At 41.9% G+C, this 22,830-nt stretch carries 24 protein-coding genes; 10 read left to right on the top strand and 14 right to left on the bottom strand.

The window, feature by feature from the left end; genetic code table 11:
• The first annotated feature begins 48 nt into the window (after nucleotides 1-48).
• The gene (gene mutM / locus KJB35_RS10910; protein ID WP_213907971.1) at nucleotides 49-858 is read left to right on the top strand and encodes a bifunctional DNA-formamidopyrimidine glycosylase/DNA-(apurinic or apyrimidinic site) lyase; all 810 of its coding nucleotides are present in this window, start codon (nucleotides 49-51) and stop codon (nucleotides 856-858) included.
• A 109-nt stretch (nucleotides 859-967) separates the two neighbouring features.
• Nucleotides 968-1,666: a glycosyltransferase family 25 protein gene (locus tag KJB35_RS10915; protein ID WP_025555577.1), complete on the top strand. Its 699-nt coding sequence runs from the start codon at nucleotides 968-970 to the stop codon at nucleotides 1,664-1,666.
• 24 nt (nucleotides 1,667-1,690) lie between these two features.
• Here KJB35_RS10915 and KJB35_RS10920 read toward each other — a convergent pair whose 3' ends face one another.
• The 5 genes from KJB35_RS10920 to KJB35_RS10940 are packed head-to-tail and all read right to left on the bottom strand — an operon-like array spanning nucleotide 1,691 to nucleotide 5,768.
• Complete coding sequence (locus KJB35_RS10920) at nucleotides 1,691-2,635, bottom strand: glycosyl transferase family 90 (protein ID WP_017449081.1); 945 nt, start codon at nucleotides 2,633-2,635, stop codon at nucleotides 1,691-1,693.
• The gene (gene coaD / locus KJB35_RS10925; RefSeq protein WP_017449082.1) at nucleotides 2,632-3,117 is read right to left on the bottom strand and encodes a pantetheine-phosphate adenylyltransferase; all 486 of its coding nucleotides are present in this window, start codon (nucleotides 3,115-3,117) and stop codon (nucleotides 2,632-2,634) included. The genes KJB35_RS10920 and coaD overlap by 4 nt, the downstream gene beginning before the upstream one ends.
• The gene (locus tag KJB35_RS10930) at nucleotides 3,110-3,913 is read right to left on the bottom strand and encodes a glycosyltransferase family 2 protein (protein WP_213907972.1); all 804 of its coding nucleotides are present in this window, start codon (nucleotides 3,911-3,913) and stop codon (nucleotides 3,110-3,112) included. Before KJB35_RS10930 ends, coaD begins: the two co-directional genes overlap by 8 nt.
• Nucleotides 3,910-4,677 carry a glycosyltransferase family 2 protein gene (locus KJB35_RS10935; RefSeq protein ID WP_047103887.1) on the bottom strand — a complete coding sequence of 256 codons (768 nt, stop codon included), beginning with the start codon at nucleotides 4,675-4,677 and terminating at the stop codon, nucleotides 3,910-3,912. The genes KJB35_RS10930 and KJB35_RS10935 overlap by 4 nt, the downstream gene beginning before the upstream one ends.
• Nucleotides 4,678-4,712: 35 nt before the next feature.
• Nucleotides 4,713-5,768 (bottom strand): glycosyltransferase family 9 protein, encoded by a 1,056-nt coding sequence (locus tag KJB35_RS10940; RefSeq protein ID WP_213907973.1) that lies wholly within the window; start codon nucleotides 5,766-5,768, stop codon nucleotides 4,713-4,715.
• A gap of 107 nt (nucleotides 5,769-5,875) precedes the next feature.
• Here KJB35_RS10940 and KJB35_RS10945 point away from each other — a divergent pair, with 107 nt between their 5' ends.
• From KJB35_RS10945 to KJB35_RS10975, 7 genes are all read left to right on the top strand, one after another.
• On the top strand, nucleotides 5,876-6,283 hold the full coding sequence (locus KJB35_RS10945; RefSeq protein WP_005395798.1) for a diacylglycerol kinase: 408 nt from the start codon (nucleotides 5,876-5,878) through the stop codon (nucleotides 6,281-6,283).
• An 11-nt stretch (nucleotides 6,284-6,294) separates the two neighbouring features.
• Nucleotides 6,295-7,005: a 3-deoxy-D-manno-octulosonic acid kinase gene (locus tag KJB35_RS10950; RefSeq protein ID WP_182038444.1), complete on the top strand. Its 711-nt coding sequence runs from the start codon at nucleotides 6,295-6,297 to the stop codon at nucleotides 7,003-7,005.
• 144 nt (nucleotides 7,006-7,149) lie between these two features.
• Nucleotides 7,150-8,214 carry a dTDP-glucose 4,6-dehydratase gene (rfbB, locus tag KJB35_RS10955; RefSeq protein ID WP_064353534.1) on the top strand — a complete coding sequence of 355 codons (1,065 nt, stop codon included), beginning with the start codon at nucleotides 7,150-7,152 and terminating at the stop codon, nucleotides 8,212-8,214.
• Nucleotides 8,214-9,095, top strand: coding sequence for a glucose-1-phosphate thymidylyltransferase RfbA (rfbA, locus tag KJB35_RS10960; protein WP_006742522.1), 882 nt, complete (start codon nucleotides 8,214-8,216; stop codon nucleotides 9,093-9,095). The genes rfbB and rfbA overlap by 1 nt, the downstream gene beginning before the upstream one ends.
• A gap of 41 nt (nucleotides 9,096-9,136) precedes the next feature.
• On the top strand, nucleotides 9,137-10,030 hold the full coding sequence (locus tag KJB35_RS10965) for a formyltransferase family protein (protein WP_053349738.1): 894 nt from the start codon (nucleotides 9,137-9,139) through the stop codon (nucleotides 10,028-10,030).
• 24 nt (nucleotides 10,031-10,054) lie between these two features.
• Nucleotides 10,055-11,197, top strand: a complete 1,143-nt coding sequence (gene rffA / locus KJB35_RS10970) for a dTDP-4-amino-4,6-dideoxygalactose transaminase (protein WP_006742520.1) — start codon at nucleotides 10,055-10,057, stop codon at nucleotides 11,195-11,197.
• 2 nt (nucleotides 11,198-11,199) lie between these two features.
• On the top strand, nucleotides 11,200-12,318 hold the full coding sequence (locus KJB35_RS10975; protein WP_085569716.1) for a hypothetical protein: 1,119 nt from the start codon (nucleotides 11,200-11,202) through the stop codon (nucleotides 12,316-12,318).
• Between the two features lie 211 nt (nucleotides 12,319-12,529).
• Here KJB35_RS10975 and KJB35_RS10980 read toward each other — a convergent pair whose 3' ends face one another.
• The 9 genes from KJB35_RS10980 to KJB35_RS11020 all read right to left on the bottom strand — a co-directional run bounded on the left by KJB35_RS10980 (nucleotide 12,530) and on the right by KJB35_RS11020 (nucleotide 21,902).
• Nucleotides 12,530-13,465 carry a glycosyltransferase family 52 gene (locus KJB35_RS10980; RefSeq protein ID WP_053349735.1) on the bottom strand — a complete coding sequence of 312 codons (936 nt, stop codon included), beginning with the start codon at nucleotides 13,463-13,465 and terminating at the stop codon, nucleotides 12,530-12,532.
• Nucleotides 13,465-14,730 (bottom strand): lipid IV(A) 3-deoxy-D-manno-octulosonic acid transferase, encoded by a 1,266-nt coding sequence (gene waaA / locus KJB35_RS10985; protein ID WP_213907974.1) that lies wholly within the window; start codon nucleotides 14,728-14,730, stop codon nucleotides 13,465-13,467. Before waaA ends, KJB35_RS10980 begins: the two co-directional genes overlap by 1 nt.
• Complete coding sequence (gene waaF, locus KJB35_RS10990; RefSeq protein ID WP_213907975.1) at nucleotides 14,724-15,782, bottom strand: lipopolysaccharide heptosyltransferase II; 1,059 nt, start codon at nucleotides 15,780-15,782, stop codon at nucleotides 14,724-14,726. Before waaF ends, waaA begins: the two co-directional genes overlap by 7 nt.
• Nucleotides 15,779-16,768, bottom strand: coding sequence for a lauroyl-Kdo(2)-lipid IV(A) myristoyltransferase (lpxM, locus tag KJB35_RS10995; RefSeq protein WP_005384797.1), 990 nt, complete (start codon nucleotides 16,766-16,768; stop codon nucleotides 15,779-15,781). Before lpxM ends, waaF begins: the two co-directional genes overlap by 4 nt.
• A 126-nt stretch (nucleotides 16,769-16,894) precedes the next feature.
• Nucleotides 16,895-17,836: an ADP-glyceromanno-heptose 6-epimerase gene (gene rfaD, locus KJB35_RS11000; protein ID WP_054574199.1), complete on the bottom strand. Its 942-nt coding sequence runs from the start codon at nucleotides 17,834-17,836 to the stop codon at nucleotides 16,895-16,897.
• A gap of 148 nt (nucleotides 17,837-17,984) precedes the next feature.
• The gene (locus KJB35_RS11005) at nucleotides 17,985-20,180 is read right to left on the bottom strand and encodes a YjbH domain-containing protein (RefSeq protein WP_085569714.1); all 2,196 of its coding nucleotides are present in this window, start codon (nucleotides 20,178-20,180) and stop codon (nucleotides 17,985-17,987) included.
• Nucleotides 20,180-20,935, bottom strand: coding sequence for a capsule biosynthesis GfcC family protein (locus tag KJB35_RS11010; RefSeq protein ID WP_054574201.1), 756 nt, complete (start codon nucleotides 20,933-20,935; stop codon nucleotides 20,180-20,182). The genes KJB35_RS11005 and KJB35_RS11010 overlap by 1 nt, the downstream gene beginning before the upstream one ends.
• Nucleotides 20,932-21,612 carry a YjbF family lipoprotein gene (locus tag KJB35_RS11015; protein ID WP_054574202.1) on the bottom strand — a complete coding sequence of 227 codons (681 nt, stop codon included), beginning with the start codon at nucleotides 21,610-21,612 and terminating at the stop codon, nucleotides 20,932-20,934. The genes KJB35_RS11010 and KJB35_RS11015 overlap by 4 nt, the downstream gene beginning before the upstream one ends.
• Nucleotides 21,613-21,680: 68 nt before the next feature.
• Entirely contained in the window at nucleotides 21,681-21,902 is a 222-nt protein-coding gene (locus tag KJB35_RS11020) for a hypothetical protein (RefSeq protein ID WP_054574203.1), read from the bottom strand.
• A gap of 403 nt (nucleotides 21,903-22,305) precedes the next feature.
• Between KJB35_RS11020 and KJB35_RS11025 the strand changes: the two genes are divergently transcribed.
• Complete coding sequence (locus KJB35_RS11025) at nucleotides 22,306-22,824, top strand: outer membrane beta-barrel protein (RefSeq protein WP_213907976.1); 519 nt, start codon at nucleotides 22,306-22,308, stop codon at nucleotides 22,822-22,824.
• Nucleotides 22,825-22,830: the final 6 nt, after the last annotated feature.

Raw genomic sequence — 22,830 nt, forward strand, 5'->3', positions numbered from 1 at the left:
CGATTATGCTAGCAGCGAGAACTATTAGCCGGTGAATTGGAGAATCTAATGCCTGAGTTGCCAGAAGTTGAAGTCAGCCGTATGGGGATTAGCCCCCACATGGTTGGACAAACGATCCAGTCGTTTACTTTTCGAACGCCTAAATTGCGCTGGGATATTCCTACAGAGCTTAAAAAATTGGAAGGGCAGGTGATCCGTGCGATTAGCCGTCGTGCGAAATACTTACTGATCGAGACAAACACAGGTACAGCCATTGTTCACTTGGGCATGTCTGGGTCTTTACGTGTCCTAGATGCCGACTTTCCGCCAACAAAGCACGATCATGTGGATCTCAAACTAAGCAGTGGAAAAATACTGCGTTATAACGATCCGCGTCGTTTTGGGGCATGGCTGTGGTGTGCTCCTGGCGAGTCACATGCTGTGCTAGCAAACATGGGGCCTGAGCCTTTAACTGAAGAGTTCAATGCGGAATATGTAGCGGAGAAAGCTAAAAATAAGCGTGTCGCTGTCAAGCAGTTCATCATGGACAACAAAGTCGTGGTTGGTGTTGGGAACATCTACGCGAATGAGTCGTTGTTTAAATCTCGAATTCACCCTTCAAGGCCCGCAGGTAAGTTGACTTCTCAAGAGTGGAGGTTACTTGTTGAAAATATCAAAATGACACTTGAGATTGCCATTACGCAAGGTGGGACTACCCTGAAAGATTTTGCGCAAGCCGATGGAAAGCCGGGTTACTTTGCACAAGAGTTATTGGTTTACGGAAAAGCCGGAGAGTCATGCCCAGAGTGCGGCGAACGACTTCAAGAGCTAAAGATTGGCCAGCGTAATACCTTCTTTTGTAGTGAGTGTCAGAAGTAATAGGCTTGCAGAGTTATTGATAGCTCTCGCTCAACAATGAGTATCCTTGCTAATAATTATTGGGGTAGATACTATACTGAGCTGCACTAAATCAGCTGAGGGTTTAACGGTGGAACTAAGCAGTAATACACCATTGAAAGTGTTTGTTATTACAACTGGAAATGAAGAGCGAGTAAATCGCATTCAAAATTACCTAAAGGGTATCGATTTTGAATTTGTTTACTCAGATTCTTATGATGATCTTCTTAAGCTAGAGAAAGAGTATGAAAGTTACTCTCATAAGTTTCGCCAAAAAGCGATCATGGCTGGAGAGATTGGTTGCTTTAAGACACACTCTCAAGCATGGGAATTGATTGTTGCGTCAGGAACGCCTGCGATTGTTATTGAAGACAATATTGAGTTCATCGGTGAAGCATCAAGGTTACTTGCTGATGACGTACTAGCTTATATCCAAAGTTGTGGCTTAGTGAACTTTACTAACTTCTGCTACATTTTAGACCCAGAAAAACCGTTTAAAATATCAGATGTAAAAGAAAAGAAGCCGTTTCCAACCGTGTGCTATGGCATTACACCATTAAGAGCTAGAGATCTATTAAGCAGCATGAAAAAAACGGCTTATGCGGTGCCAATTGACAAGTGGTTATCGATTCCAAAATTAAGTGGTTGTTATGGTTACATCAGCCCAATAGTGGTAGCGAAAAGAGAAGACAACCTGACTAGCATTGCTAATAAACGTAAGGGGAAAAAGACTTTTAATCCCCTTAATATGATTCAGCGTGTTATCAATAAAGTTAAGTACGATTACTAGTTGTTTCAGGGTTACCTAATAGATTTAGGTAACCCTTCTTGTTTCTGCGAGATTAAAATACTTCTCTGCGACTAATAGAGAAATTAACCTTTCTCTTTTAGTATCTTTAAATTGCTCAACCCACTGATGAGCATTCTGTATAATTTCTTCTGCCTTGTCAGGGTGTTCCAAGTAGTAGTCCATTTTTTCATCTAGGTCAGAAAAATCATCTTTGACTTGAACAAAGTGCACACCCGCTTTTAATTTCCCTTCCATAAACCATGTTTCGTAGCGCAGTTTAGGGGTAAAGCACAAAGAATTGGAGGACATGATCCACTTAAGATTGGTTGCGACGTCCATTCCCTCCAAGCTCAGAATGAATTTGTACTCAAGTTGTTCTGAGATACTCATTGAAGGGGTCACGTAGCTCAGTTGTTCTGGATCTTTATCCTGCGTATCCACTCGACCGATGTTGCAGCGAGGATTATGGAAATGACGAGAAAGTAGTTTTCTTCGATTTGGTCGAAATCCCGTCCCACGCCATACAATCATGTCTTTTTTAGTTTGGTACGGCTTGTCTTTATCCACAAAAAAGTAGTGTCTAACGGCGTTTAGCTTTAGTAGGACCGAGTTAGTGTTCTCTCCTTCAATAGGTCGACTTTTTAAAAAACTCGGCTCGTTTGGTACATCAATGACATCGCCATTGACATATTTGAAGACGGCCTTTTTAGGGAAGCATTTAATAACCTTCAACAGATCATAGTAATAAGCGCTGCCGCCCGTTTTTTTAAAGTCTTTTACTTTCGTAAGATCTGGAGGAGTCAGTTCGAAGCTCGTTGTATGTTTATTGTAGTAATTAACTCGTTCACGCAAGTACTCTTCATCATAGCTTGGAGCCCGTGCTAACAGTTTTTTTGCGGAATAACGAAACAAAAAAGAAGGTAAATAAGCGAGTATTCCGTTAGATAAGTAATACTTTAACTTTTTCATGCTGAACGTAGTTTTTCTAAGATGGCTGTGTTTACAGGATTCGGAACGAATTGGGCGACATTTCCGCCATGAATCGCTACTTCTCTTACTATTGTTGAGGACAAGAACGCGAACTCTTCAGAAGGGGTAAGAAAAATACTTTCTAGTCCGGGTAGTAACTTACGGTACATGCTCGTCAAACCAAACTCGTACTCAAAGTCCATTGTTGTGCGAAGCCCTCTGATTAGGATCGAGGCTTGTTGTTCTTTGGCGAAATCCACAAGTAAACCACTAAAGCCGACAACGTTGACATTGCTTAAGTGTTGACAGCATTGGTGGACCAGGTCTACACGCTCATCCAACGAGAACATGGTGTTTTTCGAAGGGCTAGCTGCAACTCCAATTGTTACTGAGTCGAACATTTTTGCTGTACGTTCGATTAAATCTAGATGGCCATTAGTAATTGGATCAAAAGTTCCAGGATAGATCACCTTTTTATTCATAGCTGCAATCCTCTGAAATAAACAGGTCAACACCATTCTCACAGCGTTTAAGCTTGTTTTTAATGGTGTTCTCTAAAATCTCGTCATTTTGTCCGAGTGACGCACGAGAGTTTTCTACGTGGTACAAGTGGTAGCCTACACCTGCGAATTTTAGGTAAAGACGTGACTTACCCGCATTCAACATGCGATGAACAAACTCGCTGTCTTCGCGTCCCCATCCAACAAAATCTTGGTTGAAGCCATTCACCTCGATGACATCTTGTCGCCAAAACGCCATGTTGCAACCGCGAGTGGCTTTATCGTTATTGCGCTCGTAAGAGAACCATTTCGATAGTAAAGCGTTGGTGATGCAGTTTTTACGATTGCGAATGCCTTTGCTGAAGATAGAAGGCACTAAGCCGTTTTCCATGATGGCCTTGCTGCAGTTTTCATCCGTTAACACGCGTCCACCCTGCACAAACCAATTTGGCTTTGCGACTTGCTTATGTGATTCAATAAACGTTTGAGACAACACCATGTCGCCATCAATCATGATGAGGTAGTCACCTGATGCTTTTGCGATCGCACGGTTGCGGCTCATTGAAAGTTGAAAGCCATTATCTTCGTGCCAGCTATGAATAAGTGGTACTGGAAAGCCGTCACGCAGTTGGTTGATCATTGCTTTGGTATCGTCTCGAGAACCGTCATCTGCAACAATTACTTCGTCAGGCAAAACGGTTTGACGTTTCACGCTTTCTAACACCGCTTTTAATGCCTCTTTCCAGTTGTAAGTGGTGATAATTAAAGTCGTTTTCATGATTTTCTTGCCTGTTCACGTAAGTAGAGATCGATATATTTTACAAAAGTAGAGTGCATGCTTAGCCAAGCTAGAATGAAGCCATGCTTGCCATCAAGGAAGCCTCGTTTGAGAACATACATCTTCAAAAAGCTAGCAAGAGCGTGAACGATAGCGGTCGTTAAACCCGCTTTCTTTTTACCTTCACGTTCATCCGTCCAGGCCTTAAGGTAGCCAGTGGTTTTATTGATGTAATGATGAAGGTGCTCGTAAGTGTAGTGATGCAGTCGACCATCCAGTTTTTCAGTTTGATAGTTTTTCTCATCAACTTTTTCATGAACGAGCGAATCATTATATTGTGTATATTCGGTGCGATATAAGCGCACAATCCAGTCTGGAGACCAACCAGAATGGTAGATGAACTTACCAAACGCTGAGCTTAGTCGATTAAGTTTGTATAAAACGTTCGGCTTATTGGCTGATACCGCGTGTAAGATACTTTCTTTTAGCTCTGGAGTGACTTGTTCGTCCGCATCAAGCCACAAAACGTAGTCTGCCGTAACGTATTGCTGCGCCAGTTGGCGCTGTTTACCGAATCCTGGCCAATCTAGGTTGGTGTAAAACTTATCTGTGTATTGTCGGGCGATTTCTTCAGTGCGATCAGTGCTGCCCGAGTCTAGAAGGACAATCTCATCGACCCAATCTTTTACTGTGTCTAGACAAGCTTGTAAGTGCTTCTCTTCATTTTTTACAATTAAGGCAACGGCTAAGGTTGGTTTGGACAAGGTCATTTCCTTCTTAACAAATCAAGACAGTAAGTTTACTGGTATTGAGGATACAAATCTTCTAAGACTTGATCGAACATGCTCATTACTTGAGTGCTGGTAATGCGGTTCATTGCCGTTTCATCTTTAGCGCGAGTTCGCCAGCTTAACTCGTGACTGTTTTTACCTGTTTCCGCAAAGATCGTTTCTTCATACACTGAGACAACGTATTTTAGATAACGGTAAGGTCCCACTCGCAGCGGATTATGGTGTGCATAGAGCCCGATGATTGGCGTTTTCATGGCATTCGCCATGTGTGCTGGTCCGGTATCGGGGGCGATGACCATTTCAACCTTATCTATTAACGCAAGCATTTGCAGAATTGAACTTTGTCCAACTAAATTTAGACACGGTTCTTCCAAGCGAGATTGAATGGCTTCTGCCAGATCCAATTCTACCTGAGCAGGGCTGCCTGCCAGAATCACGTTCCAGCCTTTTGCTCTGGCGTGATGAATCACATCTACATAACCTTCCGCGTTCCAGTTTTTATAAGCTTTGCTCGCACCAGGCACAATCAGCAGGTTAGGTTTACTACGAGAAATATGAGACTCTGCCCAAGTTTGATCGTGGTCTGAATAAGAAAGTACCCAGTCTAGTTCTGCCTTTGGTACCCCAATTTGATGGGCAAAGGCCATTAAGCCATCTGCGACATGCAGAGATTGCGGGGAAGGCACTTTGACATTGGTAAATAGTGTTTGAAAGTCCTGGCTTCTATCAGAAGAGAAACCAAGTTTGTATTTTGCTTTAATGCCCAACGTTGCGACACTCGCTCGAATTGCGTACTGCATATGCAATAGCGCATCAAACTCTCTGCCTTTCAGCTGTCGCCAAAGTGATTTGTAGCCATCAAGTCCCGCTTTTTTATCAAAAACAATCACTTCTACACCATCGATGGCGGCTAATAACTGGGCTTCAAGTTTACCCGTTATCCAGGTAATCTGGGTCGAAGGCCAGTGTTTCTGAATAGCTTGAATGGTGGCGATAGTATTGCAAACGTCTCCGATAGCGGACAAGCGCAAGACGCATAGTGACGATGGGGCAGAAGTGAACATAATTATTGTCTGATTCGATGAATAGAGGCAGGTAAATTATGCAGACATCCCCAATAAATGTAAAATACACGGCTCGAATATAGCTAAGTACCGATAAGTGTTCTGCAATGTCAAAGACAACACCACATCAATCGCAAGAATCTGGCAAGCCGGGTAATACCGGACTAAAGCGCATCGTTAAAGCGACGGGTTATTCGATCCAAGGATTAAAAGCGGCTTTTAAGCATGAAGCTGCCATTCGACAAGAGTTGGCTCTGTTGAGTATCGCCGTGATTTTGGCTTGGCTAGTGGATGTCGGCATGGTTGAGCGTATCTTAATGATCGGGGTCGTGGTATTAGTCTTGATTGTAGAGCTTGTAAACTCAGCGATTGAGGCAGTGGTTGATCGTATCGGTATTGAACGGCATGAACTCAGTGGTCGAGCTAAAGATATAGGCTCTGCTGCCGTTATGGTTGCTTTGGCGTTTGCTGCATTTACTTGGTTGTATATATTAGCCAGCCGGTATTTAGGCTAGAGGGTGAGCGTATGACTCAACAGTATAAAAACAACAACCAAGTGATCTGGTTTGATGACGAGATCATTACAGACCCTAGCCAACCGATATTTGATGCGGAATACTGGCAGTCCTCCGACAAGGTGGTTGGCAGTGCGACGGGGCGAGGCACGACATGGTTTATCCAACTAGAGAACATGCAAGCGGCACTACGTCATTACCGTCGTGGCGGTTTGTTTGGGAAGTTAGTTAACGATCATTATTGGTTCTCTGGCTGGGATAACACCCGTTGTGCGCAAGAGTTTCAGCTTTTGTTGGCGCTAATTGAGGCTGGGGTGCACGTTCCTCGTCCTATTGCAGCAAGAGCCGTAAAGTCAGGATTCTTCTATCAAGCTGATTTATTAAGTGAGCGAATCCCAAACGCCAGAGATCTGGTTAGTATCTTGCAAGAACAGTCTTTATCGGTAGAAATGTATCAGAAAATAGGGCAAGAAATTGCCAAGATGCATCAGGTTGGCGTTAACCATACCGATTTGAATATCCACAATATCTTGATCGACGACAAAGATAAGGTATGGATTATCGATTTTGATAAGTGTCGTTTTGAAACTTCTGGTGACTGGAAGCATCAAAATCTAAATAGACTTCTGCGCTCATTTAATAAAGAGCGTTTAAAGCGACAGATTATTTGGCAAGAATCCGATTTTGAACATTTTCAGGACGGTTATGCTTCTCAATCTTAATTGAGTTTTTTATCATTTTATATTGATTGCTCTAAGTAAACCTTCTTGAGTCTAACGATGCTCGAGTGAGTCTATAAACTACAATAATCATAAAGTATTCATGTGTATCTGATGGCACAAAAATTAACGTAGGTAACATTTGTAATGAAAATATTAGTAACCGGTGGAGCAGGCTTCATTGGGTCAGCTGTTGTCCGACATATCATTCGTGACACCCAAGATACCGTTATCAATTTAGATAAACTGACCTACGCAGGGAATCTAGAATCACTGGTTGATGTCTCAGAGAGTGAACGTTACTATTTTGAGCAAGTAGATATCTGTGACCGAGCTGAACTAGATCGCGTATTTTCAGAGCATCAACCCGATAGGGTGATGCATTTGGCCGCCGAGTCTCATGTCGATCGCTCTATTGATGGTCCTGCTGCTTTTATTGAGACTAACGTGATGGGCACTTACCATTTGCTTGAAGCGGCTCGTCAATATTGGTCGGGCTTAGATGAAGCGCGCCAATCGGCATTCCGTTTTCATCATATTTCTACGGATGAAGTGTATGGCGATCTAGAGGGAACGGATGATTTGTTCACCGAAACCACCTCATACGCGCCGAGCAGCCCATATTCTGCATCTAAAGCTTCGAGCGATCACCTGGTTCGCGCTTGGCAACGGACTTATGGCTTACCAACACTTATCACGAATTGCTCCAACAACTATGGCCCGTACCACTTCCCAGAGAAGTTGATCCCTCTGATGATTTTAAATGCCCTCGACGGCAAGCCGTTGCCTGTGTATGGCGATGGTATGCAAATCCGAGATTGGCTGTTTGTGGAAGACCATGCTCGCGCGCTTTACAAAGTGGTCAACGAAGGTGAAGTAGGTGAAACCTACAACATTGGTGGCCATAACGAAAAAGCCAACATCGAAGTGGTGAAAACCATTTGTGCTTTGCTTGAAGAGCTGCGACCAAACAAACCTGCCGGGATAGAGTCTTATGAGTCTTTGATCACTTATGTCAAAGATCGCCCAGGTCATGATGTGCGCTACGCAATTGATGCCACCAAGATCGCTCAAGAGCTTGGCTGGACGCCAGAGGAAACCTTTGAAAGCGGCATTCGCAAAACCGTGGAATGGTACCTAAACAACCCACAATGGTGGCAACGTGTGCTTGATGGTTCATACAGTCTTGAGCGATTAGGAGCGGGCGAATAATGAAAGGCATTATTTTAGCAGGCGGCTCGGGCACTCGACTTTACCCTATTACACGTGGTGTCTCTAAGCAGTTACTGCCGGTTTATGACAAACCAATGATTTACTATCCGTTGTCGGTACTTATGCTTGCTGGCATTCGTGAAATCTTGATCATCACCACGCCAGAAGACCAGGAAGGATTTCAGCGCCTATTGGGTGATGGCTCAGAGTTTGGCATTGAGTTGCAATACGCGATTCAACCAAGTCCAGACGGCTTAGCTCAAGCCTTCATCATTGGTGAAGAATTCATTGGCGATGACTCAGTATGTTTGGTGCTGGGTGACAACATCTTTTATGGGCAAGGGTTCACTCCTATTCTTCAGCAAGCTGCGATGAAGAGCCGTGGTGCGACGGTATTCGGTTATCAGGTTAAAGATCCAGAGCGATTTGGCGTTGTAGAATTTGATGCCAATATGCAGGCGATTTCGATTGAAGAAAAACCAGTAAAGCCTAAATCCAATTATGCTGTCACTGGGCTGTATTTTTATGATAACCGAGTCGTCGAATTGGCAAAAAAAGTCAAACCTTCATCTCGTGGTGAGTTAGAGATTTCGACGCTAAACCAAATGTACCTTGAGCAAGGTGACCTGAATGTTCAATTACTAGGGCGCGGCTTTGCTTGGTTAGATACTGGAACACATGAAAGCCTGCATGAAGCCTCTTCGTTTGTTCAAACCATTGAAAATGTTCAAGGTCTTAAAGTTGCCTGTTTAGAAGAGATTGCGTGGCGCAATGGGTGGTTATCTACTTCTCAAGTTATCCAATTTGCTCAACCAATGTTAAAAAATGACTATGGACAATACTTAAATAAAATTATTTGTGATGATTGCTCATCAAGCTAAATAGAGATTACCCAAAACGAGTCCAAGCTTCAGGTATTGTTATGTGTAAAAAAATAGTATTACATGCGATGACTAAAAAAGGGTATGAAGTTGCTACCCTTTTATTTGAAAAATATCGAGAAATTGTTGATTTCCTTGTTATAGGAAAAGATAAAAATATTAAAGATGATTATAGTGAAAATTTGAGACAATTAGCTATCAACAACGGTGTTCAGTATTATTATCATAATGACACTTACACAATACCTCAAGAATCCTATGTGTTAGCAGTGTCATGGCGCTGGATGATTAGAAGTATCGAAGATAGCAAGTTAATTGTTTTCCATGACTCTATTTTACCTCGATATAGAGGCTTTGCTCCGCTAGTGAATAGTTTAATTAATGGTGAGCATGAAATTGGTGTTACAGCTCTATTTGGTTCAGATGAGTATGATAAAGGTGATATTATTGCACAAGCTGCTTCATTTATTGACTATCCAATGAAATTATCTGATGCAATTGAAGTGAATAACCTCAATTATATAAAACTGGCAGATTTGATATTTAATAGTTTACATTCCGGAAGAGAAATAAAATCCTCACAACAAGATGAGTCATTAGCGACATATTCAATATGGCGAGACGAATCTGATTATGAGATCGATTGGAATCAAAGTTCTACATACATTAAACGATTTATTGATTCTGTAGGGTACCCATATTCTGGAGCTATTACTAATGTTGATGAGAATAAAGTGGTGGTCTTGGATGCTGAAGTAGTACAGGATGTGGTTTGTGAGCATAGGCATGTTGGTAAAGTGATATTTGTTGAAAATGGCTGCCCCGTTGTAATTTGTGGTAAAGGCTTGTTGAAAATCACCAAAGCAGTAGTGAAGGAAGAAAACCAAGCTCGAGATTTCTTGCCGATCAATAAATTTAGAATGAAATTCTATTGATTGTAACCCCAGAGAGATAGATTAATGATTCCATTTAATAAGCCCCCAGTTGTAGGTAAAGAGCTTAGCTTTATTGAGCAAGCTATCCAAGGAAGTAAACTCTCGGGAGATGGGCCACTTTCTGAACGATGCGAGAGTTGGTTTGAAAACAGAGCGAGCTGTATTAAGACTTTGTTAACGCCTTCATGTACCCATGCGCTTGAACTCGCCGCTTTACTGATCGATATTCAGCCTGGTGATGAAGTGATTATGCCAAGCTACACTTTTGTTAGCACTGCGAATGCATTTGTACTGCGTGGTGCAAAAGTGGTGTTTGTTGATATTCGTCCAGATACGATGAACATTGATGAAACCAAAATTGAGGCTGCAATCACTGAAAAAACGGTTGCTATTGTACCTGTACATTATGCTGGTGTTGCTTGTGAGATGGACACGATCATGAGTATTGCAGAGAAGTATAAACTCATTGTTATTGAAGATGCAGCTCAAGGTGTGATGTCTACTTACAAAGGAAAAGCGTTGGGGGCAATTGGCCATCTAGGTGCATATAGTTTTCATGAGACGAAAAATTATACGTCCGGTGGTGAAGGTGGACTACTTCTTATTAATGACCAATCTTTTGTTGAGCGTGCAGAAATTGTCAGAGAGAAGGGGACGAACCGAAGCTTGTTCTTCCGTGGCATGGTAGACAAATATACTTGGGTTGATCTTGGTAGTAGTTTGCTTCCAAGTGAGATACAAGCAGCATATCTTTGGGGACAGCTTGAAGAAGCTGAAGGGATTAACCAAAGACGGCTACAAATTTGGCGAAAATATCTAGATGAGCTTACGCCTCTTGCCGCAAAACACAATATAGAAGTGCCAACTGTTCCTTTTGAATGTCAGCATAATGCGCATATGTTCTACTTGAAACTGGAAAATCTGGAATTGAGAAGCCAGTTTATTGAAATGCTTCGTGAAGAGGGCATAGTTTCTGCGTTTCACTATATTCCATTGCATAGCTCACCAGCTGGCCAACAGTTTGGTCGGTTTGTCGGTAGTGATATATATACGACACAAGAAAGTGAGCGCTTGGTAAGACTACCACTGTACTTCAATATGAGTGATAGTGAGCAGTCTTATGTTATTAATGCTATAAAAAATGTTTTAGGGCGCATGGAATTGTAAAAATGCAAAGCAACGAGATTAAACATATTTTTTTAGTGTCTAGCACAGACTACTTTTCCCCTCTGTTTATTGATGCCTTAATAGAGAAAGCTAGCATTAATCACGAGACGTTAGGTGTCGTCATTTTCGGATGTAGTGATATTGAATCTCAGTACCCTAAGAAAATTGATGGAGTCACTTACTTTTCTTACGAGAAGGTGAACAACTCTATTTTTTTGAACGCTTCAACGATAACTTATTTCTCTCTGAGTGCACTTAACTCTGCTCAAATTCGAGAGATTCTCGAGCTTAGTCCACAAATGAAGAGCAAGTGTTATATGTTTATCACGGATGATGAGGTTGACAGATGGCTTTGGTGCAAAGATAAACATGGACGCTTAGTTGCAGATGTTAAGCTTAACATTACAGAGAATGATCTTTGGGTTTTAAGTCAACAAGAGCAGTTTATTGCTTTAAATAGTGCGTTTCGTGAGAAGTTGAGCCAAGTATTAGAAAGGTGTGATTTTTGTCTTGTTGATTCTAGTGTTGTCTTCGACACATTACCCACTAAATCTGCTGAGACTCTGGCGATTTCTGTTTATGCAGACGAAAAAAATAAGAAAAAAAGTATCCTTTTAGGTACTAAACCTAATGCATTTAAATATCAAAACATTAAAGCGATGTTGCGTGCATTCATAAAAGCTGGAGTGCACACGGAATACAAGTTTGTTGTGATGTGGCCTGTAAAGCAGTGGCGAAAACGTCTTCTTTTAGATCTTTATTTAACCTATTTGCAAAAGATAAAGAAGCAAACAGTCGATGTGTCTGTCATAACTTCACTTCCCCCACTAGCTTACACGGCTGTTGTGATGTCGTGCACCCATCTTGTGCTTCAACCTAGAGGCGGAGCTAGTACCGCCCGTCAACTGATGAAGTGGGGGCAAGGTAAGGTTTATGTGGCGAAAGGAAGCCACAATGAACTGTTTTTTAAAGATGCACAAAATGTTGAACTCTGTAGTTTTTCTACATTTGATGAACTAGCGAGCAGTTTAGGTAAATATATTGATATTAGCGCTAATGCCTCTAAAATAAATGCAGAAGAGCGGCGCTCGCTTAAAGAGCTATCTAAACTGTATATTTAGAGCATCAATACAGCTGAGATATGAGAGATATTGTTTGTCGGTAATTGGTATTATGAGGTCGTTCTACAAAGTAATCTCTAAGTTTTATTTTAGGTGAGACTACTTTGGAGCGCTACATTCTTGATTCTCAAGAACTACGATAACACTCAAGTTTGTTATTTACTTATGCCATATAATGCCTTGTAACAACGCATTATATGACATAATATTTTTAATATTTTTTCTTTTTTTCTTTTTTCCACTGTGTAAGGAAATCGTGTAGATCCAGTGCAAGTAAATCAACCTGTATATTGTCATTGACTTCTTTTAGGTTTAGTACGGAGGTTGAGTTCAAAGTATAAAGGTGAACGTTCTTATCATTCGGGGAAATAATAACTTCAGCTGGTATGAACTTATCTATAACTAAACAAGAAAAGTGCTCAGTATAATCTGTACATTCACGAGGGTGTGGCTTTATTACTGTAATGTTATATTTCTCATAAATTTCTTTGTACAGCTCTATTTTTCCATCTTCCGTTACTAGATCGCTGATAGGTTGAGTAAATAAGATGTTTTTTCCACTAAGAGATTCGAAGTTATGTGTTAGTATCATTTTTAAACCAAAACTTCTTGTGTAGTCCAACATTTCAACTACATCGAATGCTTTTGCTTTGTTTTGTAATTGAGAGTCCACAAGCTCTGGCTTAGATAAGTAAACACTGGTTATTTTATTACTATAGCCTAAAGGAGAAATAACTCTGCCTTTTAAAGCGCGTTTTACTCTTTTTTTGAATGATATTGGGCCATTATAGTTTCCGGCGCCATCTTCTAGTACTGAACCGTGAGATAAATCAAATAGAAATGCATAAGTGAGATGGTCATGACCAAAGAATTTTTTATTTTTAACTAGAGTCGTGATGTCATATTTTAGAACTCCAAATTTGTAAAGCAATGAGTCCCAATTTTTATTAAGTTTAGTGTTTATAATAACTACATTGTCTAATTTACTATTCGCTAACAGGCCTTGGAAATCTACATGACTAATGAACAGTGTATTATGGCTGCCTTTATTAATATATAAGTATAAAAAAAGTGCAAAAATTGAGTTTACGTAACATACGTTCTCATAATTAGATTGAATCCTCTTATATGTAATAATGCTTTTCACTATTTTTTCTCAAAGATTACTGTTACTATTTTATTTACAATGTTTTTATAATTAGTGATAAATCTTTCACTGTCTGATTTTTTAGAATTTACACTAGATGAAAACTGTTTCTCTATCAATGTGTGAATTTCATTTTTTTCTTTAATGACATCACAGAACGAATGTTTTTTAAGAATATTAACGATTTCTGTAAAGTTGTAATAACTAGGTCCCGTGATTACAGGAACTCCCAGTGCTGCGGGTTCTAATACATTGTGCCCTCCAACCTTATCTCCAACTAGGCTACCGCCCATAAAGCAGATATCCGCTGCGCCTATCAAAGTTAGCATCTCACCCATAGTATCACCGAGATATACTTGAGTATTTATCTCGACTGCATGCGTTGAAGTACGACGCACAGTGTTAAAGCCTTGCTGTTGGCAAAGCGTAAACACATCATCAAATCGTTCTGGATGGCGAGGAACTAAAATAAGTAATGCATTTGGATGAGATTTTAAAACTTGCCTATGTGCATCTAATACCTGTTCGTCCTCGCCTTTGTGGGTGCTAGCTGCAATCCAAATCGGACGATCGTTTCCAAGTTGGGCTCGAAGCTGCTGTCCTTGCTGTTTCACTTGCTCTGATATTTGAATATCGAACTTAATCGAGCCAGTAACGGATAGTTTCTTTTTCTCAACGCCTAAGCGTTCGAAGCGCTCTGCATCTGAATCCGTTTGGCAGAGTACTTGAGTTAGGCATGGATGAAGCTCGTTAAAAAGCCGCTGTATTTTGGCGTAGTTCTGACACGATTTTTCAGATAGGCGCGCATTCACGACAGTTATAGGGATACCCGCTTTGTGAACATTGTGAAGCGTGTTTGGCCACAGCTCAGTCTCAATGATCAACATCTGTTTTGGCTGCACTGCTTTAAGAAAACCTTTGATAGCGAACCCAAAGTCAATTGGCATATAGCGGTGTTCAATTAAATCACCCAACTTAGCAATCTGTTCAGCTCCCGTACTTGTTGTTGTTGTAACTAGAATAGATTGTTCGGGGTTTTGTTCCTTAAGGGCTTTAATTAAAGGTGTTGCTGCTATGCTTTCACCAACAGATACGGCATGTATCCAAATAGGTTTGTCGTTGCTTTTTAGCTTGGGAGTGATACCAAAGTGCTCTTTCCAGCGAGAGCCGAACTTAGGCTTATTTGGTTTGCTCTTGTACAAACCAAATAAAAGTAGCGGTGACGCTAGGGCGAGTAGTAAGGTATAAACAATACGAACTAACATGAGCTTATCGTAATGGCGTCAAATTTTTGGATGCTATCTAGCACTTGCTTAGGCGAAAGTTCTGTCAAGCACTTGAGGTGTTTGTATTGACATTCACGCTGGAAACAAGGGCGACAATCAATATCGGTATCAACAATCTCCACTTTTTCTGCGAGTGGGGGGGTGTACTTCGGTGAAGTTGAGCCATACACGGCAACAACATTACAACCAACCGCAGCTGCCACATGCATTAAGCCTGAGTCATTCGCGACAACAGTCTTACATGCAGCAAGTAAGTCGACTGCTTCAATTAAGCTGGTTTGGCCTGCCAGAACATGAATGTGCTCATGGAATTGCGTCGGAACAAGTGCGCGAATATTGTTACAAGTCTCCAAGTCCTTTTGAGAACCAAACAACCAGATTTGATGCCCAGATCGAGCCATTTGCGTCGCAACTTCAGCGTAGTGTGTTTCGGGCCATTTTTTGGCGGGACCAAACTCTGCTCCTGGGCACAGTCCGATAATTGGTTGGTCTTGGGCTAAGTTGAACTTTTTGATCGTGGCTTGTTGCTCTGCCGCGTTGATTGCAAGGCGTGGGCGAGGCAAGGTTTCAAGCCCGCCGAGAGAGTTAGAATCCACCATTTCTGCTTTTGGATAAGCTAACGCTACATAGCGCTCTACCATGTACTGAAAAGACTTCATGTTAGGGCGTAAGTCGTTCAATAAACCATAGCGCATTTCTCCCTTCCAGCCAGTACGAAGAGGAATGTTGGCAAACCATGGGATCAGTGCTGATTTCGCTGACTTAGGCAATATATAGGCGTGGTCATATTGCTTTTCACGTATCGATTTACCAATTTCCCTGCGGCCTAATAAGTTAAACTCACCATGACCGATAGGCATTTCAATCGCTTGGTGGATTTCTGGCATACGCTCAAGAATCGGTTTACACCATCCTGGAGCGATAACGTCAATTTGGCTATCTGGATGGCGTTGCTTTAATACGATATATAACGATTGCGACATTACCATATCGCCGACCCACGCAGGGCCAATAATTAAAATCTTTTTCATTTATTTACTTGCCAATCAGTATCATATCTAGGCTTGAAGATATTGTAATAGTTATTGCCGTCTTCTTGAGAGTGCAGCAACTGTAGTACCCACATATATTGTTCGGGTTTATCACCGACAAAATATTCAATGGCTTCATTACAGGTACGAGCGTCTTGCTCTTCGCCTTTATCCAGCTCAAACGCTGGTAAAATCTCAATGTCAAACGTACCATCTTCAGTGTTCATCGACGCAAATAGAGGCAGTACTTTTGAGCGTGATAGTTTCGCAATTTTGCCTAAACCAGGTAGCGTTGCTTTACGTGTTGCAAAAAAATCTACAAACACACTATGCTCTGGGCCGTGATCTTGGTCGGGTAGATAATACCCTACATAGCCATCTCGAATAGACTTCAGAAAAGGCTTAATGCCACCTGAGCGTTCATAAACACGACCACCATATTGAACTCTTTGCTTGTGCATCAGCCAGTCAGCAACATCATTCTTTTGTTTCTTCGCCATTGCAGAAACCGGCATTCCCATTGAAGCGAGCAAGATAGCAGGCACATCAATAGCCCAAGAGTGGGGAACCATTAAAATTACATTTTCGTTGCTATCAATGTGCTGTCGTAAAATGTCTAGGCCGCGAATTTGGCAACGGTTCTGAAGCCATTTTGGTGAGCGTAAACTTAGTAACCCGAAGCGAAAAAAGAACATGGCCGCTGTGTAGAGTGTTTTTTCTATCAAAGCTTCACGTTCTTGGAATGATTTTTCCGGAAAACACAGCTCAAAGTTAACCCTCGCTCGATGAGCTGGACCTTTGTGGGATTTAGACAGTTTTTTGGCTATGGTTTTCGCCAACCACTTTTGTAAACCCAGTGGCATTAATGATAACGGTAAAAATAAGATAACACCTAACCACGTGCCCCAGTACTTAGGCGACAGAAAGTGGCGCTTAAACTCAGGGTTATATGCTTTAGGGTCGAAGTCATCACGTTTTATGGTCATGGCGTGTCTAGTTACCTATTCGTGTGCGGGCGAAGTGGTTCAAATGAGAAAAAGATAGTTAGGAATGATACAGGCTATTGCACTTGAGTAAAGGTGGCAGGTTATGGTTCTACCACCTTGTGGCGCTTAACTGTTTTGGATAGTCAAGTATTCGGCAACGCCTTCTGCAACTGTCTTGAATTCAACATCACAACCTGCGGTGCGCAGTTTGGTCAGATCCGCTTGTGTGAATTCTTGGTAAGCGCCTTTTAGGTGCTCAGGGAATGGGATGGTTTCAATTTGGCCTTTGCCATGATACTTGATAACTGCTTTTGCTACCTCTTCAAAAGATTCAGCACGGCCAGTACCACAGTTAAAAATACCTGATACGCCGTTTTCTAAGAACCACAGGTTTACTTTACATACATCACCAACGTAAACGAAGTCGCGTTTGAATGATTCGCTGCCCGCGAACAATTTAGGATTTTCACCTGCGTTAAGTTGGTTGTTTAGATGGAACGCAACTGATGCCATGCTACCTTTGTGGTCTTCACGTGGGCCATATACGTTGAAGTAGCGGAAGCCGGTGATTTGAGAAAGGGTCTCACCATGCTCTTCAGCGTCTTGCCATAGGCGACGAACGTAGTTATCAAACTGCTGTTTCGAGTAACCGTATACATTCAGTGCGCCTTCGTATTCGCGTTCTTCAACGAAAGTCTCTGTATCACCGTAAGTGGCTGCGGAAGAAGCGTATAGGAATGGAATCTCGCGATCTAAACAGTAATGCAGCAGCTCTTTAGAGTACTCGTAATTGTTTAGCATCATGTACTTACCATCCCACTCAGTCGTTGCAGAGCAAGCACCTTCGTGGAAAATTGCCTCAATCGGACCAAAATCATCGCCCGCCATAATTTGGGTCAGAAAGTCGTCACGATCCATGTAATCTGTGATGTCCAGATCAACTAAGTTCTTAAACTTTTTGCCATTTTTTAGGTTGTCGACAACCAGGATATCGTTAATACCAGCTTCGTTTAGTGCTTTAACAATGTTGCTGCCGATCATGCCAGCGCCACCAGTTACGATGATCATAGAACTTCCACCATAGATTAAAATTTTCTCAGGAATTCTAGCAAGAAACGAAAAGTAGCGCTATTGGAAGCAGGAAGATAGGTTTGAGTCTTCTATGACTCAGTATCTAGATATGAAAAAGGGAGCCGCAGCTCCCTTGATTACTTTATTATTCCACATCCGAACGGTTAGGCCTTTGATACCAAGGATTTCGCTCGTCGGTCAACTCAATCAAGCTGTATTTACGTCCGAGTTTCTGTCCTCCGTCACGAGTAAGAGGCTGCCAACTAAAGTTCGCACGATTGTTGCTTGGCTTAACGGTCATGATGTCAAATGGAATCGACAAGTAGAAACCTTTGGTAAAGCTACCTTCACCAAATTCATCCGCAGACAAGTCTGTAAATGACGCAAAGGCACCAGCAATTACGCCACTCTTGAACTGCTTAGAAACATTGATTTGTGTACCAACATCACCAGCTAGGAACTGACCAACATCGACTTGGATCATCAAATCTTGTAGGAATTCCCATTGAGGGTAGTAGTAACCAGATACAAAACCAGTGAAGCCTTTATCAATAACTTGGAACGGACGTCCATATTCTGGCACGTTTTGCCATTTCTCATCGTAAACACCGAAGTAACTTTGTGGATCACGTTGAGAAATTACGTTGACGTCAGCGCCAATCGCCCAGTTAGCTCCTTGTGGACGGTAAAGAAACTCGGTACCGACTCCAGCAAACATGCTCTCCAGATAACCCGCGTAGAATTGTTGATCCATGGTATCGGAATACTCTTGGAACCAAGTCAACTGTAGGTTTGACATGGTCACAGCGTGTTCATTTTGGTAAGCACGGAACATGGTGCGAACCCGGGGAACGGTAGTACCATCGGGTGGAGTGACATAATTAAACTTATCGTAGTTGTTATACCAATCCCAGTATAACGAACCGCCAATTTCAAGATTGTCCGTCAGCCAGTATGAGGCATTACCGCTTAGCCCTACACTAAAGAGATAGAAGTCTTCTGCGTTACCTAGAGTTTGAACAAGTTTAGGTGCAAAGCCCCAATCAAAACGCTCAAAACCATCATAGACAGATTCTCCACTTGGCTTATTGCTAGCTTTTTCGGTTGCGTCTTCTATTTTGGGATTGATGTAATTAACTTGGGCAAAGTCGCGATATTTCTCCTTGGAAATAATCGTTTGTTCGCCGACTAAGCCTCGGCTACGTTCGTTGATAGCATAGGTATCAATATCGTCAGGCATTTCATTATGAAGTACAGCCGCCGCTTTTTCATGTGCCTCTGTACGGTCACGATATTTCTTCTGTTCACCAACGACAGTTACGGTGTTGTCATCAACATAAATGCGTGTGTTTTGGTAACCCGCAATTTTGTCTAAATCTTCCGTTACACGTTCCCAGTCAACATCAGACAGTTCTTCTGGTTGGTTATCTTCGACTTCTGGTGTAGGCTCATCTCGCCAGAATGATGGCATGTCATTGAAGTTAGTGTTGAGCGTTAAACCTGCGACCAAAGTGTCTCCGCGTTCATAACTTAAACGAAAATCGGCCATTCCTAGACGGTAGAGCACACCAAAGTTCCATGGTGTGTGTGGTGTCATGTCGATACCGCCTTGAACAACAGGAAAGTCTTCGCTGTAGTCATTACTGTCATACTCTATTTTAAAGCGTAGCGGTGCATGTAAAGTCTGATATTCAATACCCCCAAAGAGGGCTGCCGGGCCTTTGAAAAAACGGTCAGTGTTTGTTGTGCCACCTGTTAGTTGATAATCACCTGGACGAGAACAAAATCGATCAGAGATTTTACATGCTGGATTGGTAATGTTTCCTCTAGTACCTAAAGAGCCCCAACCTATACCGATCGTAAAATCAAATGTCCCTAAACTTCTGTTGGCGTACTGTTTGGTTGCTGCAAAATACTCAGAGTCAAAAAGGCCAGTACCTGCAAAATCTCTAACACCAAAGGACACTTCAGGTACATATTGACTTTCTTCTAGAAGCCTAAATTTAAAATCAATACCTTTATCTGTGTATTCGTTATCCCCACAAAATCGTGGATCAGTACAGTATGGAAGTCCATCGACAATTGTATATCTAATAGTCGCTTCAGCCCAGGGCATTACCTGTACCGTAGCATTGTAAAAGAGGTACTCATCACTCCCTGTAACAGAAAAGTTGAATTCCCCTTCAGGGGCCATACGTCCGGTTGGCATTTGCATTAAACCAACGCCACCGAAGTCTGTTTGGGATGGTCGTAAAGGAGGAGCCTCAAACGGCATCTCTTGAGCCCAAACCAATGCTGGGCCCATTAAATAAAGGGTTAAGCTTTTTCTAATTGGCATCATTACGGTCTCTTTGTAGCATTTGGTATCAGTTGAGTGAGTAGGAGGATAATATCTTGATCCATTTCAGACCGTTCAAGATCACCAAAAGGTACATATACCAAGGTCAGAGGTGGTAAGTAATATTGTGTTGTTAACCAGGCTCCGTGATGCGGCTTAACTACATGACCATCTGGGTAGATCAACACTGGTGGTGTTGATAACGTACCAATGTTACTTTTCAAATTCTCTATTTGCCTCTGCAAAGGGATGCCTGCCTGCTCCGTAATGGAATACACGCTATTTACGTTTCCCAGGAAGTACACTTTTTCTTCGCGCAGAGGGCTTGCGAGCACGTAATTGCCGCGCAACAGTGGGTTGTCGAATTTATTTAGTCGAACTTTATCAACATCGATCGCAGACAGTAAGCGTGGTGCAAAGCTTTGCTTCTGAATGAATTTGTAGAATGGATGTGCAACCAAGTTGTGTTGAATCATTTGATTGAGTACTGAGTTCTTTAAAGCGGTAGCGTTTTTTTCGGCGCGTTCCGATTTATCAAACAAAGTTGTACCAAGAGAATATTGCAGTGAGACGCTTTGCTCTTTAGCAAGTGTTAAGACGCTTTCTAAACGAGCAGGCCCCTGGAATTGTAGCTGTTTGCCTACTTCCAGTAACTCAACATTTAATTGCTGTATAGTAGAGGTTTCTGTTTGAGCGAAGCTATGTATGCTCAAAAGTGGCATGACCAAACCTAGTAACGTTAGTAGTCGCTTGCTCATGATTTGCTATATCCCTTCAAAATGGTTAACTCAACCGGAATCATATTCGGACCTAAGTATTGTAAGGTTTTGATAACCTGACCTTGCTCATCTATCCAATAATAGTTTTCGACCGATTGAGAAAGGCTACTAAAATCAACGGCTTCTTTATATACGTTGGTCATGGTACTGGAAATAGGAGTTGTTAACGTTTCTTGGCCTGAGTAAGAACGCGTTATATTTGCTGGGAAACCATAACGGTATTGTGTTGCCCAATCGTATGAGAGTGCGTAGTTGACAGAGGTTGAATCTAAAGAAAAATCTGGCACATCACCGTAAACACCGGCTAAGTCCCCATTCTGTAGACCTATCGTTTTGACTATATGGCCATTCTCCGTAACGATCATAGCTTTGTCAGCACTTACCCATTTCAGTTGTATTTTTCCATTGAGAGGATTTCGCTCTGCAAAAGCTAAAACAACAAATACCTGTTTTTGATTCCCAAGTTTTAAATAGGCACTGGCATAAGGAACGGCATTTATTTCTTCTGGGGTCATCTCTACATCGATGTAGTTACCGTACGCTTCTTGGACTGTGGCTGATACATCATTGAACTTTTGTGTACAACCAAAGAGTAAGGCGAATAGCGGAAGAGTGAGAAGTGGGCGTATCCATTTAGACGTTCGGAAGATATTCATTATTCCCTCTTACAAATAAAATCGCCCTGAGTCATTCAGGGCGATTATCTTCTATCTACAAAACGAAATTAGTTTGTAGAAGTAGAAGTAGAAGTAGATGTTGAAGTAGATGTTGAGTCGCTATCTGAAGCTGCAACTGCTACTACAGTTACTGCTGCCGCTGCACCTACTGCTACAGCTGTTGTGCCTGTTGCAGATGCAGAAGCTGCACTTGTCGAACCTGCTTCTTCTGCTGCAAATGCAGTTGATGCGCTTAGAGCCATAAGAATAGCTAGAGCTGTATTCTTCATTATTAATCCTTGTATATCCGGTATAAAAACATCGATGTTTGGTAGCATAAAAAACGCTCCAAACTACATTTTAGATAAAAAAGCCTTAGCATGTAAATAGTTTCTTATCTTGCCTTGGTTTTCTATCTCATTTCTAACACCAGCGTGACATTGCGCCGTTATCTTGTTCGCTTGCTTGCTGATAAACTATCAAAAGTGCATAATTTGTCGGCCTATTTTCTCCAGTATTAGGGGTTTGGAGTGATAGGCCGCTTTTACTCATATCTTATAGAAAGCGATACAGCGGCTTACGCTAAATGCCTCAGGGCGGTAGCGTGGCAATTCTTCAGTGTTTAATCACCTGCATAGCAAACTTAACGTTGCTTTGACAGGCCATATTACTACCAGTACTAGGAACTTTTACGTGATAAGAAAGCAGCATTGTTTAGGAATACTTAGTGTACTGGGCTTAAGCCTGAGTTCTTTTTCAGCGTCAGCCGATTTTTATGCTGGTGCGTTAGTGAGCTACTCAAATGCAGAATTGAAAAGCTCGTCTTCTGAGTCCGTAAAAGAGGGGAGTCCTTTCCTTCTTAGTGCGCAAGCTGGGTACTTTTTTAATGACTACATTGGTCTCGAAGGACGTTATGGGACATCAGTTCAACGTGACAGTGGGCTTGCTGTTGATAGTGCGATAAGTGGATTTTTTAAGCTAAACATGCCTGTTTCAGAGCGAGTTGCACTTTACGGTTTAGTAGGGTACTCGAGCGTTCAACTTGACCTACAAAATGTAGGCTCTTACAAAGAGCAAGGATTCAGTTTTGGGTTAGGTATGCATTACGCTTTGAACAAGCAGAACGCAGTTGTGTTTGAGTTCGTTGATAACGTTTCAGAAGATCAAGTTCGGCTTAACTCGATTACACTGGGTTTCCAGCACAGATTCTAATTTAAA

Origin of the sequence: Vibrio sp. D431a, assembly GCF_030248655.1 — a bacterium.
Taxonomy (GTDB): Bacteria; Pseudomonadota; Gammaproteobacteria; order Enterobacterales; family Vibrionaceae; genus Vibrio; species Vibrio alginolyticus.